Genomic DNA, 15,605 nt, shown 5'->3' with positions numbered 1-15,605 from the left:
CAGGACAAGTACATTAATTCAACAGAGCAGGACGGGGAAGTTTACGCATTCCTCCCCTGAGCTAAAGACTCAGGGGTTTCATGCTGAGGGTTTATGAAAAAGTGTAATTACAGATATAAATTAGAGTCCCAGAGTTCTCCTGGCAATTTCCAGTTTTGCTTTTAGTTTCTGGTTATCAAAAGGCTTCTTGAGGTAATCATCGACACCTGCCTTGAAAACGGTCTCTGTATCCTCATTCAGGTCTCTGCCGGTTATGAGAATTATATATGTGCTGCTTATCCGGGGATCTTTCCTTATTTTTTCGCAGACCTCTATGCCTTTCATTTTTGGCATCTCCCAGTCGAGAATTACAACTCCTGGAGGGTCGCATCCTTTCAAAACCTCCCAGGCTTCGCATCCATTGCGTGTGGAAATGACTTCATAACCATATCTGGTCAACATATTTTTAAGCCACAAATTGGAAATCGGTTCATCTTCAGCAATCAGAACTTTCACAAGCTTGCCTCCCGTTGAAAGCCGGAAACTAAAAGCAAAACTGGAAAATGCCAGCCGAACTAACAGGCCTGGCTTTCAAGATACCTGATAAGGATCGGTTCAAGTTCTTCAAGCCGGAATTTAATTTCTTCAAATTTCTTTGAGGCTAAATCCATTCGGTTTTTTCGCCCTATCTGCTCAAGGTAATAAGCAGCCCTGAAGACCCTGTTTGCCCCTATGTTTCCTGCTGCACTTTTTAAAATGTGTGCACTTTGACTGAGTTCTTCAGCCTCTCCTTTTCTTATAGCATTATTTATGGAGGCCAGCAACTCCGGCGACGTCTCAAGGAAAATTTTAACCATTTCCATTAAGAGTGTCTCGTCACCCTCTGTCCTTTCAAGCATTTCTTTCAGGTCAAAAACCAGGTCTTCCGGAAAATCAAAACCTATACTTTCCGTGGTTGTTGTCCCTGTGTAAGGGGATATTTTCTCCATCCCAGTAGATTCCTTTGTCCTGCCCGAATAAGAGGATTCGTATTTTGTATCTGAAGATACTCTTTCAGGAGTAATTTTTCCGGACCTGATGTCTTCCAGTACCATGAAGAGTTTTTCTTTTTTCAGGGGCTTTGAAATATAATAGTTCATACCTGCTTCAATACATTTTTCATTATCTTCTTTCAGAGCCCGGGCAGTAAAAGCTATTATCGGAATTTCATGCCATCTCACTCCGGAAGAAGGGTCCCTTATCCTTCGAGTAGCTTCCAGCCCATCCATGCCAGGCATCTGGACGTCCATCATCACAGCGTCAAAATCTCTTCTGGAGAGGGCATCAAGCGCATCTTTTCCGTTAGTAACAAGGGTAAGGTTATGCCCCTTTTTCTCAAGAAGACTCACAATTAATTTTTGATTTATCGGGTGATCCTCGGCAAGAAGGATATTCAGGCTTTTTCCGAATATTCCTTTTCCATAATTTTCTGCATCTTCCGGGCATGGTAATGGGTTTTCTTCCGGAGATCTTTTTTCCTGCTCCTGGCCTTCTTTGCCTGTCTGTTTTATTACCCTGACAGTGAAATAAAAAGTGCTTCCTTTCCTTACCTCGCTCTCCACCCATAACCTGCCGCCCATAAGCTCGACAAGTTGAGAAGATATTGCAAGCCCGAGGCCGGTCCCACCGTATTCCCTTGTGACAGAGGCGTCAGCTTGCGTGAAGGAATCGAATATTCTGGAAAGGTTTTCAGGAAGGATTCCAATTCCAGTATCTCTGACCTTGAAAAGGAGTGTCATCTCTTCTTCTAAATCAGGGTTCGACAGCCCATCATATTCCCTATCAGATGGCGTATATGCCTCAACTGAAAGGGCAACTTCTCCCTCTTTAGTGAACTTTATTGCATTGCCTAGAAGGTTAAACAGAACCTGTTTGAGGCGAACCGGGTCCCCTATGAAGGTGGACGGGAGGCTCTCTTCAATATGAAAAGCCAGTTTTAGTCCGCTTGAGTTTGCTTTTCCAAAAAGTAAGTTAATGATATGGGATATGAGGCTTTCAAGATCGAAACTGATCTTTTCAAGCTCGGTTTTATTTTTTTCAATTTTTGAGAAATCAAGCACGTTGTCGATTATAGAAAGAAGAGATTCTGCCGAGAAGTGGGCAAGCTGGAGGTATTCCCTCTGCTCATCCTTAAGGCTGGTTTCCAGCAGCAGGTCAAGCATTCCCAGAACTGCGTTCATAGGAGTACGTATTTCATGGCTCATATTGGCAAGGAAATCTCCTTTTGCCAGGTTTGCAGTTTCTGCTGCTTCTTTTGCGTTAAGAAGCTGTTCTTCCAGGAGTTTTCTTTCCGAAATGTCCTGAGTTGTCCCGAACATCCTGATCGGGGTTCCATTCTCGTCAAGGCTGATTTCTCCCTGGTCATGGACGTAGCGAACCGAACCATCAGGCCTTACAATCCGGTACTCAGAATTGAATTGATGTTTCTCCTTTACTGCAGTTTGCAATGCTTCACAAATGCGTTTCCTGTCTTCAGGATGAATCCGGGAAGTAGTCATTTTTAATGAAAGCTTTTGATCGGGTTCATAGCCCCATATAGCTTTAAGTCCCTCTGACCAGCAAACTTCCCCCGTCCGGATGTCAAGGGAGTAACTGCCCAGATGAGCCATTGCCTGGGCTCTGGCGAGATTTGATTCACTTCTCCTCAGGGCGTCTTCAGCAATTTTCTTTTTCGTGGCATCCATTGCCGTCCCGATCAAATGTAAAAGTTTACCCTCAGGGCTCCGCTGAGCTTTCCCTTTAACCAGAAAATGGCGTATGGTCCCATCAGGATGGAGTAAATCATGTTCAAAATCATAGTTGTCGGTCTTTCCGTCTACAACTTCCTGTAATATTTCCAGCATCCGTATATTATCTTCAGGAGACAGAGCTCTATTAGAGAGTTCAAGTAAATTTTCATGAGTCTGGAGAAATTCTTCCTTTGATATGCCCGCCAGACGAAAGAGGGTGCCGTCCCATGTTACTCTATTGCTGAGAAAGTCCAATTCCCAGATCCCCATCCCTGCGGCCTCGAGTGCCATATCGAGCCGTTGTTTTGCCAGCGAAAGCTCTTCAGTTCTTTTTTTCAATTCATTCTCTGCCCGCTTGCTCTCAGTGATGTCAAAAAGCGAGCCTACAATCCCGAGGACATTTCCATCACCATCTCTTAATATATTTAAAGATACGTGCGCATCGAACAATGTCCCGTTTTTTCTTCTGGCAACCAGTTCACCCTCCCATTCACCTCTGGTCCTGCATTCATCTCCGGCATTCATTACTTCTGATTGAGAGTTCCAGAATCGAGAAGCAGGATGCCCCAGAATTTCTTCAGCTTCGTATCCCCATATTTTGGGCACCACAGGATTCACATATTTCAGGTTCCCTGCAAAATCCGTAGTAATGAGGACAATATTTGAGGATTCGACTGCCCAGCTAAGCAGTTTAAGTTTTTCCTGCAAATGCACCTCTTCCTGAGCTGCAATAAATTCTTCTTCCCTTTCCTTTTCAGTGATATTCCTGATACCACTCATAGTTTAATGTCACCATGTTCTCAAAATAGCATAACCATTTTTACAGTATAGGATTATACAAGTTATAGTAAGAAAAGATCTACGAAGTATAAATTGAATAGTCCTTATATATAAACTTGACTAAATATTATTATAGTTCCTCATTAGGAGTTATAATCAGGCTCAAGATAGAATAGTATCATACTTGATATCTGAGAAATAATACTTGATATCTAAGAGATGCGGGTGAATGTTCTTCGAAAATCCTGAAAAAAGAAAATTTGGACTGAATTGAAGAAATATCCCTATTCAGTCCACTAGCGTAAAATACATTCTTCTGTTGCTCTTCCCCTTGTTCTGAAGTTTTTCGATCTTTATTCCCTTTATCTCTCCTGTGTTTTTCAGGTGCGTCCCGCCGCAGGCTTCAATCGTCACACCTTCGATTTCTACAAGGCGGACTTCGGTGATCTCTTCGGAGAAACCTTTGGCAAGCGTGGTAAGCCTTGAGAGTTTTTCTTCGGCTTCTTCGCGGCTGACCAGGTAGAAATTTACAGGGTGATTCTGGGCGATCACTTCGTTTGCAATTTTTTCGTATTCGGAAAACTTGTCCCTGTCAAAGGCTTCAAGGCTGAAATCCACCCGGCTCTGGTCAAGCCCGAGCTGGTTCCCGGTGATCTGGGCTCCGGCTTCTTTTTCGATCACATTGGCTATTACATGGGTTGCCGTATGCGTCCGCATGTGCTGATAGCGCCTGTCCCAGTCAATGACCCCTTTTACGCTGTCCCCGACTTTCAGGCCTGAAGCTGCGTTTTCTCCTGCCGGAGCGATTTCATGGCTTATATCCCCATTGAACTTGCCTACATAAACAACCTCAAACTCAGCACCGTCGGACTCACGGACAAGCTTTCCGGCATCACTGGGCTGGCCTCCGCTCTCGGGATAGAAAGCCGTGCGGTCAAGAACAACATACTTATCATCCGTTACTTTTTCGACGGTTGCTTCAAATTCTCTCAGGTAACAGTTAAGGAAGTAAAGCACTTCTGTCATTTGCAATCCTCTCTTCTTAAAAATATATTATCAGGTAAATGGATATTCCTTTAAAAGAGTTTCCAAATATTGTGTTAAAGAATCTCTGAATTCATCGGTTAATGCCTCCCCAGCCCGAGAAATGCTCCCCTTGACCACGGGAACCTCATTAAAATCCACATTAAATATAAGCGCCCCCGCCAGCTTGTCTGGCGGCTCTCTAAAAAAGAAGACAAAAGATCGAAGAAAAAGGGCAAAAAGAAACTGAAAAAAGAATGTTTTTCAGATAATAATTGATTTATCTTTCTTTGGCATCTTTAAAGGTTTTTAGGTTGCTTTTACTTGCTGTTTTTTTGTTGATCTCTTATCGGACTTCCCGGTCATTTCTACCTGTGAGTTTCTTATAGGCGTCATCAGTTGTTTTCACATTCTGGCTTATATTTTTGCCCTATTTTTTCTCTTATTTTTCCATCATCGTTCACTGTTTTTTAATCCACAGTGCGCCTGCGAGAAAGAGGGCGATACATATCACAAAACCAGGGGATGAAATATTCCTGTTATCTTCGTTGCCCTCTTCTTCGTTGCCCTCTTCTTCGTTGCCCTCTTCTTCGTTGCCCTCTTCTTCGTTGCCCTCTTCTTCGTTGCCTTCTTCTGTGGAGTTGTCTGCATTTTCACGCGTGATCCGGATTTCCGGAGCTCCGTCCGGGCCTGTTTCAGGAGAGTTATTCTGCATACCTGTATGAGTAAAAAACTGTAAAGACTCACTCTGCTTCTGGCCGGCAACTGCAAAAGATGCAAAACCCGGAGTTTCCGATTCAAAATAGAAGAATGACTCATCTTCTCCGGTAACCCCGGAAGAAAGTTTTTTCCAGTTTGAGATCGAGTACCTGTAGAGAGAAACTGAAGACGGATCAATTCCATTTTCTGAAAGCCAGTCTTTTTCTACCCTGAAGCTGACGGTCGGATTCTCAATATTTTCCGGAGATGCAAACCCACTGTTGCCAGCCCAGATATTGAAGTGTCTGTAAACTTCGCCTTCCGGCAGGCCTGAAACCAGAACTGACCGGTTTTTTAGCATTTCCACGGTGACTGTAACTTTTCCGGCGTTTTTCCTGGAATCAAATTCCACGGCTGTCACAGGTGTTGCGTTTCTGGAAAAACCGAACCGAATATGGCTTCCACTGGCAACGAAATTCTGCGCCAGTTCCTTGCTTTCGACATTACTTGAGGGCTCAGGGGAACCGCCTGCACCGCTTCCTCCGCTTCCTCCGCTGCCACCGCTGCCGCCGTCTCCTGCACTCTTTTCGTTTTCCCCTCCTGAAATGCTGCCCCTGGTTACATTATCTTCATTTGTGTTCTCCGGCGTGTCCGTCTCTTCTTCTGCAGGAGAGGGGGTCAGGTTCCAGCTGTGCTGCAGGGTTGAAGAACCGTTTGCCGCAATAACTGTCAGATTGTATTCAGTCGGGAGAGGGGTGGAAGTGTTGCTCTCTGTTATGCTGCCTGTAAGTTCGCCAGTATTTATGGAAAGAACGGCAGAAGAAGCAAATTCGTTTGTCTGCAGCAGGACTCCGTTTAGCAACCAGCTGAAGGTGCAGTTTCTCGTAGACCTAATTGCGAATTCCAGGGTCTCCCCCTCAATTGAAACCGTATCCTGGGCAGGAGCTGTACTCCCTACCTCAAAACCCCTGGAGTATGCTGCCAATCTGGCAATAAGAGGAGAGGAATCACTGCCATAAGGGATGTCACCTATCCCGCTACCGTCTGCATCCGGGCCCTTATAATCGGAGTAAAAGTTTCCAAATCGACTCCCATAAACCCCCCCATTATAAAGATAGCGTACCTCTTCAACCGTGTTCCAGGTGTTTGAAAGCCCTTTTTCTCCTGCAGAACTTTCATTGATATTAATACTGTTATCAAACTCGTTTTCAAGGATCGTGTTCAGGAAAGAGTCTGTTAACCTGAGCCCTTCCGCATTGTTTGAGATGTTATTTCCTGTAAGAGTGTTGTTAAAGGACTCTTCCAGCAGGACTCCCGGACTGCAGCTTGACACCTTATTATTCGCAAGCATACAGGCAGCTGCACTTTCGAGATATACGCCAGCCCTGCCAGAGCCGTTTATCCCAAATCCTCTTATCTTTGCAGAATTTGCAGTCACATGAAAGGCAGGCTTCGCTGAGTTTTCAGTTTCTAGAATAGTATCATCAGGCTTTCCGGAAGCAGAACTTATATTGAGAGCCCAGGGCACATCCACGTTTTCCCTGTACGTTCCCGGATACACAAGAATAGAATCTCCTGGCTTGCTGCTGTTTATGGCATCCGAAATTGAGGGAAAATCCCCGCTCCCGTCTGTTTTCACAGTAAAAGTGGAAGGATCTGCTGATGCCTGTTCATGCATCCTGAGAGCGTCTACAAGCCCGTGTCCGAAAACAGGATCATATCCGGGCTCACCGAGGTCGGTTGATGAGGTGTAAAGCAGTCGCCTTATATCCATAGCTGATTTTTCCGGAAACGAGCTCCAGACCAGCCCTGCAATGGCTGCAACGTGAGGAGAAGAGGCGCTTGTACCATAAAACTGCTCTGAAATCCCGCCTGCACCTGTGACACTTACACCATCAATCCCTGAAAGGTCTGTTTTAGGGCGAATTTCCGGAGAAGGATAGGAGAGCGTAACCGGGCCAACGGAAGAAAAGTACTCGATATAATAATCTCCGGATTCCCCTGTACCGACTGCCCCTACAGTTATTACTTCAGGCAGTGCCGGGTGCCCGAAAATAGAATCTTCGGCAACGATGTTTGCAGACCTGAGTGTTACCCCAGGCCAGTAGTAAACGTAGAGCTCGAGTTCTCTGGCTTCTCCGGAAGTTTTTCGGACCTCGATAGAAGCGTTAAGGGTGTTTTTTCCACTATTGGTATACATTATATATTCAAGGGGCAGATTGTCCCCATCCTGATAAACTTTACTGGACGCGATGGCCTCTAAAGTATTCCTGTCTTTAAGGAAAAGGTCATAGTTATTTCCCGAATGTTCCCACCTGTCGTCCCACTGGAGAAAAACCCAGACTTCTCCTGAGGGCCGGATTTCGAGCTGCAGGTTATCTACCTCTCCCTGCCCACTACTGAAATCATGCCAGCCACTCCCGTTGTCATAGAAAGACCCCTGGTAATGGCTGTCTCCGGAATTTCCTGCAGAGCTTACGTAAAGGAGATCATGCTCTTTTACAACCTCTTTTACATGGTCTGCCACTATCCCGTCTTCAAAGAAAGGTTCGGAAAGCCAGCCTATATCGTCACAGAGAACAGTACATCCTTCGTTAACAAGGGCATCGACCGCTCCATTGAATTCGAGCCTGCTGTTTCCGCAGTCGTGGAAATACAGTTCTGCTCCGGGCGCGATATCATGGACAATTTCAAGCATATTCGTGCCTTCATTTCCTCCGATCTTATTGCTCAGAACATGCACATCGGAAGAAATATCGCCCGTAGCCTGCGCATCCTCAAGGCTGTCCACACCGTCAGATATTATTCCGATTTTTATTCCTGTCCCATTTACGCCGTAGAGTTCCCTGAGGCTGGAAGAGTTAAGAATTGAGTCCCCTTCCGAAACCGTGCTCCCCTGCCTGATAAAAGGGGGCAGGACAGTTTGAATATTCCTTACCTCAGAAAGAGCAGCCAGCTTTTCAAGAGATTCAAGCGGGACCCATGCTACTGCAATATGATTTTCTTCATCCCTGTCCGTAACCTCGCAGTACCCGTCAAGTATGCTGCTGTTTGCAAAAAACTCCAGATAAACGTAAACATAAACTTTTTCATCCGGATAAGAAGAAGCTTCGCTGGCATTTTCCCCTGAACCTGCAGGATTCTCAGTATTCTCAGTATTCTCAGCATTCTCCGGGTTTTCTCCTGAAAGAACCACCCTTCTCGAAACAGGATCAGCCTGACTCAACTGTCCCAGCTTAACCATACGAGCTCTCAGAGTCTCAGAAGATTCTTCTCCGGACAGATAGCGCTTATCACTCAACTGCAGCAGGTCACTTGAGAGCTTCTTCTGTGCAGGGTTTAAAGTCTCTCTGGAAGAAACAGCCTGCCATCCCTTGTCTGCGGAAATACTGCTGTTTTCATTGTTGTTTTCAGTCAGGGTGAATTCAACTGCAGAAGCCCTCTGCATGTCTGAAAAACAGGAAATCAGAGTTCCTGACAGAAAAACAGAGACCAGAAAGACACTAAAAAATAAACGAAACAACACTTTGCTCATAATAACCAGCACATCAATTATTAAATACCCGAAAAGCTCCCAATAGTTATACAAAAAACACAGGTAACTGGCAACTCTCTGAAAAAGCACGCAGTCCCCACGAAATTGTGCTCCCAGAATAAAATTAACGAGCTGATAAGTTATAAATTCATAAGATAAACTGATAAGATAAACTGTTAAGGTAAACTGTTAAGTCGTCCTCTATTATCTGGTTTGCCACGCTTGACGAAGGAAAGCGGTCTTTTGAACAAAGAAAAGAAGAGAAAGAAAAGACCAAAAAGATAGGCCGAAAAGTAAAAACAACTGATGACACCTGTAAGAAACTAACATGTAAAAATGACCCGATAAACCGAGAACTCTCTGTTTTTCTGTTTATTTCGGTTTGTTTAGACAGACTGCCAGAAAAGCTGGCGGAGGCTCTTATATTTGCCTGTGGATTAAATAACGGTTTTCAGGGTATGGGAAAGTATTTTTCGGGCAAGGGAGACATTTCTCTTGAGTAATTGGGTTCTCTTGATACCAGCATGAATTCACCTGTTATTTTTCTTACACCAGGAGGTAGGCTTCAGTCCCGCAGGATGCAAAAGAAAAAAATGAAAATTCCATCTTCGGATGCTCTGAATAATACCCGCCAACTGATAAAAAACCGCCAATCCTTTTGAGAAGAAGAAAAGAAATTGAAAGAAGAAAAGGGATTGAAAGGAGAAAAAGAATTGGAAGAAAAAAGAAATGAAAGAATTCACTCTTCCGTCTTCACTCTTCGGCCTTCTTTTCCTCGAAGGCTTCCTTTACAATCTTAACGGCACAGAGTTCGCCGCACATGGAACAGGCGTCGCTTTCCGTCTTTCGGGCGTCCCGGATTTTGCGGGCGCGGTCGCCGTCGATTGCAAGTTCGAACTGCTTTTCCCAGTCAAGGTCCCTGCGGGCATAGGCCATGGCTGTGTCCTGCTTCCAGGCGCTTTCCCTTTGGCCTTCTTTCAGGAGGTCGATAGTGTGGGCTGCAATCTTTGTTACGAGCAGACCCTCTTTAATATCTTCAAGGGAGGGGAGAGCGAGGTGTTCGGAGGGAGTTACCATGCAGAGGAAGTCCGTGCCGTACATCCCGGCAACTGCGCCTCCTATTGCCCCGGTGATGTGGTCAAAGCCAGGAGCGATATCGGTAACCAGAGGGCCGAGGAGGTAGAGGGGGGCTCCGTCGCAGAGCTCTTTCATGCCCCTGACGCTGAGTTCAATCTCGTTTAAGGGGACATGGCCCGGACCTTCCACAAAGGTCTGGACATCGACGGCACGGGCCCGCTTTACGAGCTCTCCGAGGGTGATGAACTCCATAAACTTTGGGCGGTCGGAAGCATCGGCAATACAGCCCGGGCGCATGCCGTCTCCAAGGCTCAGGGTCATGTCGTACTCTTTTGCGATTTCAAGGAGATAGTCAAATTCGGCAAAGAAGGGGTTGTCTTCCCCGTTGTGGAGCATCCAGGCAAGGGTAAAAGAACCTCCGCGGCTTACCACGTTCATGATCCTGTCGCTCTGGCGCAGGCGCTCGAGAGAATTTAAGTTGACCCCGGCATGCACGGTTACAAAGTCCACGCCCTGTTCTGCATGCTTTCTGACAGCGTTGAACATGTCGTCAGAGGTCATTTCCACGACAACTTTCTGGGAAGCTGCAGCCTGGTAGATCGGGACGGTCCCTACGGGGATGTTTACGGCTTTAAGGATACGGGTACGGATCTCATTCAGGTCCCCGCCTGTGGAGAGGTCCATTACTGCATGAGCCCCGAAGGCTTCTGCAGCTATTGCTTTCTCGATTTCGGCATCGATGTCGATGCAGTCCCTTGATGTGCCTATGTTGGCATTGATTTTTGTGCTCATGTATTTGCCAATCCCGACAGGGAGGGTTTCTCGCCTGTTGTTTTTGGGGATGGCTATCAGCCCTTTTGCCACGCAGGAGCGGACAGTTTCGGGGTCGATTCCTTCGGCTTTTGCCACGGCTTCTATTGAGGGGGTGACGATTCCCTTTTTAGCGTCTTCCATCAGCGTCATTGTTACTCCGTATGATGAGGGGGAATGGGGGTAAGTATAAGAATATATCAGTTGTACAAAACGACCCAGCTATAATAATTAACTACACCGATTAATCTCTGTGACTATAACGATTAATCTCTATGGCCCGGGGTTGCAAAGTAGAACAAACGGTATACTGATATATAACTTTTCATTCTGCGGAAAGCCACCAATAATCTATAAATGGCGAAATATATAAATCATGTGCGGATACATTACATGGATATCTAATCACGGATATCTAATGTACATATTGTGTTTTGATCTGTACATTACATTTGCACATTACATATGTGATGTGTATATTACGTGCACATTGCTTGTATATTACATGTTTGCCGCAAAAAGCAAAGAAAACTGCCTGCAGGAATTGTATTATAAAGAGTTGAGGTTTTACAGAAGTACTTATAAGCAAACTCTGTAAGAAAGAAACCCGAAGATCTTTCCGCATTTCATCTTTTATCCGTATCACAGGAGTTCAGGTTTTTCATCATGACAGTTGTCGCATTTGCAGAAAAGAATAAGGCAGCGGCCCAGATTGCTAGTATCCTGGGCGAGGGGGAAGTAGATAAAATCTCAGTGGAAGGGCTGCCTGCTTACGAGTTCAAGTGGAAAGGGGAAGAATGGTTCGTGATGGGTTTATCCGGGCATATCATGAACTATGATTTTCCTGAAAAATATAACAAGTGGAATGAGGTTGACCCCGGTGTACTCCTTGGAGTTTACCCTGAAAAGTTCGTGACCAGGGCAGAGTATGCAGCCGCAGTGAAAAACCTGGCAAAAAGGGCAGACAAAATTATCCTTGCATGCGACTACGACAGGGAAGGGGAAAACATAGGGTTTGAGGCCAAGACCCTTTCAGAGGAGGTTACAAACGTACCGGTCTCAAGGGCACGTTTTTCGGCTCTTTCCCCAAAAGAAGTCAAGAAAGCTTTTGAAAACCCTGTAGACCCTGACTACAACATGGCAATGGCTGCGGAAGCCCGCCAGATCCTTGACCTGAAGATGGGGGCAGCTTTTACACGTTTCGTCACGCTTTCGGTCAGGGAAAAAGCAAGGACAAAAGACATCCTTTCAATAGGGCCGTGCCAAACACCTACCTGTGGTTTTGTTTATGAGCGGGAAAAGACCATCCGGGCTTTTGAGACAAAGGACTTCTGGAAGATTACTGCAATTTTCGCTGCAAAAGGTGGGGAATTTGAGGGTACCCACAGGGCAGGAAACATCCACGACAAAGAAAAAGCAGTTGAGATCTTCAAGAGGTTAAAGGGGGCAAAAGAAGGCCTTGTAGTAAAGAAGACGGTAAAGGAAACAAAGACCAGCCCTCCAAACCCGCTTAACACCACAGAGTATCTGAAACGGGCTTCAAAGTTCCTGGGAATCAGCCCGGAAGCTGCCCTTGAAGTAGCAGAACAACTCTACCTTGCAGGGTTTACAAGCTATCCGAGGACAGAGACCAATAAATACGCAGATGATTTTGATTTTAAGTCTCTGGTCTTTGATTTTGCAAGGCAGACCGAGTATAAGCCCTTTGCCGAGTCAATCCTCGCTGCCCCGATAGTGCCGAAAAACGGGGAAAAGGACGCACATGACCACCCTCCTATACATCCTATCCGGGCGGCTGCAAGGAGAGAAATAAGTGCTGCAGTAAACATCCCGCAGGCGGCAGAGGTCTATGACCTTATCGCAAGGCATTTCCTGGCAAACCTGATGCCTGCAGCTGTTTTTGAAAAGACTCACCTTCACCTGCAGGTTCAGGAAGAACCTTTCGACTCCTCAGGGACAGTGCTTAAAGATTCAGGCTGGCTCGAGGTTTATCCTTTTGAAAATAAAAAAGATAAGCTTCTCCCGTTTGTAGAGGAAAAAGAGAAAGTAGACATAAAAAAGCTGAGCAACATAAAGTCCAAAACCAGCCCCCCGAAGAAGTTGACCGAAGCCGAACTCCTTACCCTTATGGACAAGCACGGGATAGGAACAAAAGCAACAGCTCCGTCCCATATAGAAACAAACAAGAAGCGAGGGTATTTCGAGACAAAAGGAAAGACGGTCTCGATCCTTGATACAGGCTTTACCCTGATGGAAGGGCTCTCCCTGACTGTGCCGATCCTCGTCAGGCCAGACATCCGCTCAAAGATCGAAGCCCTGATCCAGGAAGTAGAAGATGGGAAAAAAGAGTTCGAAGCTGCCCTTGATGAGGGCACAGCCCTGATAAAAGAGATGTATGCCCAGCTTGAAGCAAACAAAAAGGAGCTGACTTCAAGCATTGCAGGCACGATCAAGGACGAAGCTGCCCTTGAAGACAAGAAAAATTACATCGGGACCTGTAAGGCTTGCGGGCACGTGCTCAAGATTGTACAGACGGACACGGGGCGTTTTGTAGGCTGCACAGGCTATCCAGACTGCAGAAACTCGTTCCCTCTGCCGAAAACGGGAGCATTCACAGTACTCAGGAGCAAAGAATGCAAAAAGGACGGAGCAGCCGTCCTGAAGGTAGGAAACAAATACAACTGGGCTGTTGGCATAGGGCCCTGCTTTAAATGCGACCTTGAAAAGGAATGCTATCCCCCTGAGACCGTAGGGCCCTGCCCTCAATGTGACGGGAGCATGTTCCTGATCTCCTTTAAAGACAGCCGTTTCCTGGGCTGTACGAAGCGCTGCGGGTACACGCATTCGGTCCCGAAGACCGGAAAACTTACCCTGCTTGATAAAACCTGTCAGACCTGCGGCTGGAAACTGTTCAGGTTAAAAGAAGAGGGTGAAAGTCCGGAAGAGGATTTCTGCGTAAACCGGCGCTGCACGGAAGGCATAAAATACTGGAAAAAAACAGGCAACAGAACCGAACCCAGGGGTCAGTCAAAGGCTTCCGGGGATTCGGTATCGAGGCCGGAAGCAGGAAGTGCTGCAAGAAGTACAGCAAGAAATACGGAAAGGCCGGCACCCGGTAGAGTATCAAAACTACCTCCTGCTGCAGGCCGCAGGAAAGATGACAGGTGAAGGCCCGGTAAAGAAGAGACATAAACCACGGAATCATGGAAGACACGGAATAATAAAAGAGTAGCACAGTTTCTCCATGAAATCTAAATTTCAGTAAATTTCTTAATGTCCATTTTCAATCCGTATTCTGGATCTTCCCGGAATTCTCCTGCACTATGGAAATAAGTTAAGTAACTTACATCTTCAAATACGCCCTGACAACAAGCCAGATAATAAACCATCCAATAGCTGATAGTAAATTATTTCTGAATTCTGTTTCCATGTATTTACAAATGTCCTCACAATATTTAATTTTTTTTCTCTGTTTGACAAATATTCAGCCATCTGTGAGTCTGAATCTAAAATGTTTAGCTTTACTCAAGAGACATGTTATCATAATCAAAAGACTGTTTTGCGTTACAGGTTAATTTTTGTATCTGGAGACTTTTTGTATAAAACCCATGTTTATGAATATTTATGAAAACCTAACTATGAAAAATAATGTATATTCTACTTTGTTTATATAGGTCGTGAGATTTGGGGCATATGTTAGCCAGCTTAAAACCAGATACATATTCGCAGAATGTATGAAAAACGCCATCATTAAAAGGTCTCGAAATCTAATGTCTACCTGCCAAATGGAGGTAAAAAGGCTCAAGTTTAAGGGAAGTAAAAATTGCTGCTTTTGATCGTACCTTTTGAACCTGGTGAAACACCTATATTAATTTGTTTAAAAAATATAGTTTTTATGTAATATATATTTTTAAAGAAGATAAGTATTCCGAGATTTCTTACCCAAATGTACGATCAGGTATGGTTTTGAGACAGCCTGTTAGACAGGTTTTTGCCCTAACAGGTCATTAAAATACACAAATAACTCCTCAGGTACAGAATTCTAACGCTTAAATATATAAATTTGTACTGCAAATCATCCTGATGGTGAAATATTATGGTAAAGTTAAATGAAGATATGAAAACTGCCTTTTCAAAAGTAAAGATCTTTCCTGTTGCCACAGCTTCAAAAGAGGGAGTTCCTAACGTAGTTCCTATAGGTTTCTGTCAGCTTGTAGATGATGAGACCATCTGGATTGCAGACAACTTCATGGTTAAATCCTTGGCAAACCTGGAAGAAAACCCAAATGTAGCAATCTATGTATGGGGACCGGAAACAGGCGGCTGCTTCCAGATAAAAGGGGAAGCTGCAATTATCAGTTCAGGCGAAAAATTCGATAAGATGAAAGCAATCGTGAATGCTGCAAAGCCAGGTCTTCCTGCAAAAACCCTCATCGAAGTCAGGATCAGCGACGTATTCCAGTGTGCTCCCGGTCCTGCAGCTGGAAAGAAACTTCTGTGAAATGAAAATATACCTGAAATAAAATGGTTCGATCAAAATACTTTTCATATAGGCACCCGGTCAAATAAGTACATTAATGAAAAGTAATGGTGCAATATCTGAAGAACGCGAATAATCGGGGACGAGGAAATGGTTGAAAATAAGGGGAATCCCCCTGTTTTTTGTGAAAAACTCTGTATTGTCTGCAAAGGAGCAAGATCAGGTAACAGTATCTGCAAATCTATCCAGAACCTCGAACTGAAGATATTCGGGAAAAACGGCTGTATCTGGGGAGCTGCAAGGACGAAATATTACGGAGTTACTCCTGACAAAAAACTTCCTGAAAATTCAAAAAAGAAGTAAATGCAGAAGATCTGACCAGAAAAGATCAGGCAAAGGAATAATGGAAGAATGAGTTGAGGAAAGGCTGTAAATTATTTATTATTTCTTCATT

General features: G+C 45.0%; 9 protein-coding genes. 3 read left to right on the top strand and 6 right to left on the bottom strand.

Annotated features, from left to right (window positions below; genetic code table 11):
* Positions 1–120 precede the first annotated feature (120 nt).
* The 6 genes from EO98_RS11065 to thiC all read right to left on the bottom strand — a co-directional run bounded on the left by EO98_RS11065 (position 121) and on the right by thiC (position 10,824).
* Positions 121–495 (bottom strand): PleD family two-component system response regulator, encoded by a 375-nt coding sequence (locus EO98_RS11065; protein WP_048137626.1) that lies wholly within the window; start codon positions 493–495, stop codon positions 121–123.
* 59 nt (positions 496–554) lie between these two features.
* Entirely contained in the window at positions 555–3,527 is a 2,973-nt protein-coding gene (locus tag EO98_RS17525) for a PAS domain-containing protein (RefSeq protein ID WP_052734435.1), read from the bottom strand.
* Between the two features lie 288 nt (positions 3,528–3,815).
* A complete protein-coding gene (alaXM, locus tag EO98_RS11055; RefSeq protein ID WP_048137614.1) occupies positions 3,816–4,553 on the bottom strand; it encodes an alanyl-tRNA editing protein AlaXM in 738 nt (245 codons plus the stop codon).
* Between the two features lie 30 nt (positions 4,554–4,583).
* Positions 4,584–4,712, bottom strand: a complete 129-nt coding sequence (locus EO98_RS19425; RefSeq protein WP_255350274.1) for a hypothetical protein — start codon at positions 4,710–4,712, stop codon at positions 4,584–4,586.
* A 298-nt stretch (positions 4,713–5,010) separates the two neighbouring features.
* The gene (locus EO98_RS11050) at positions 5,011–8,697 is read right to left on the bottom strand and encodes a PGF-pre-PGF domain-containing protein (protein WP_048137612.1); all 3,687 of its coding nucleotides are present in this window, start codon (positions 8,695–8,697) and stop codon (positions 5,011–5,013) included.
* 840 nt (positions 8,698–9,537) lie between these two features.
* On the bottom strand, positions 9,538–10,824 hold the full coding sequence (gene thiC, locus EO98_RS11045; protein ID WP_048137610.1) for a phosphomethylpyrimidine synthase: 1,287 nt from the start codon (positions 10,822–10,824) through the stop codon (positions 9,538–9,540).
* Positions 10,825–11,337: 513 nt separating this feature from the next.
* Between thiC and EO98_RS11040 the strand changes: the two genes are divergently transcribed.
* From EO98_RS11040 to EO98_RS11030, 3 genes are all read left to right on the top strand, one after another.
* A complete protein-coding gene (locus EO98_RS11040) occupies positions 11,338–13,839 on the top strand; it encodes a DNA topoisomerase (protein ID WP_048137608.1) in 2,502 nt (833 codons plus the stop codon).
* Between the two features lie 928 nt (positions 13,840–14,767).
* On the top strand, positions 14,768–15,172 hold the full coding sequence (locus EO98_RS11035; RefSeq protein ID WP_048137605.1) for a pyridoxamine 5'-phosphate oxidase family protein: 405 nt from the start codon (positions 14,768–14,770) through the stop codon (positions 15,170–15,172).
* A 129-nt stretch (positions 15,173–15,301) separates the two neighbouring features.
* Complete coding sequence (locus EO98_RS11030; RefSeq protein WP_048137603.1) at positions 15,302–15,514, top strand: hypothetical protein; 213 nt, start codon at positions 15,302–15,304, stop codon at positions 15,512–15,514.
* The last annotated feature ends 91 nt before the right edge of the window (positions 15,515–15,605 follow it).

Source organism: Methanosarcina sp. 2.H.T.1A.6 (assembly GCF_000979455.1).
Taxonomy (GTDB): Archaea; Halobacteriota; Methanosarcinia; order Methanosarcinales; family Methanosarcinaceae; genus Methanosarcina.
The sequence above is the reverse complement of the archived record's forward strand: the minus strand, read 5'-3'. Positions and strand labels throughout refer to the sequence as shown.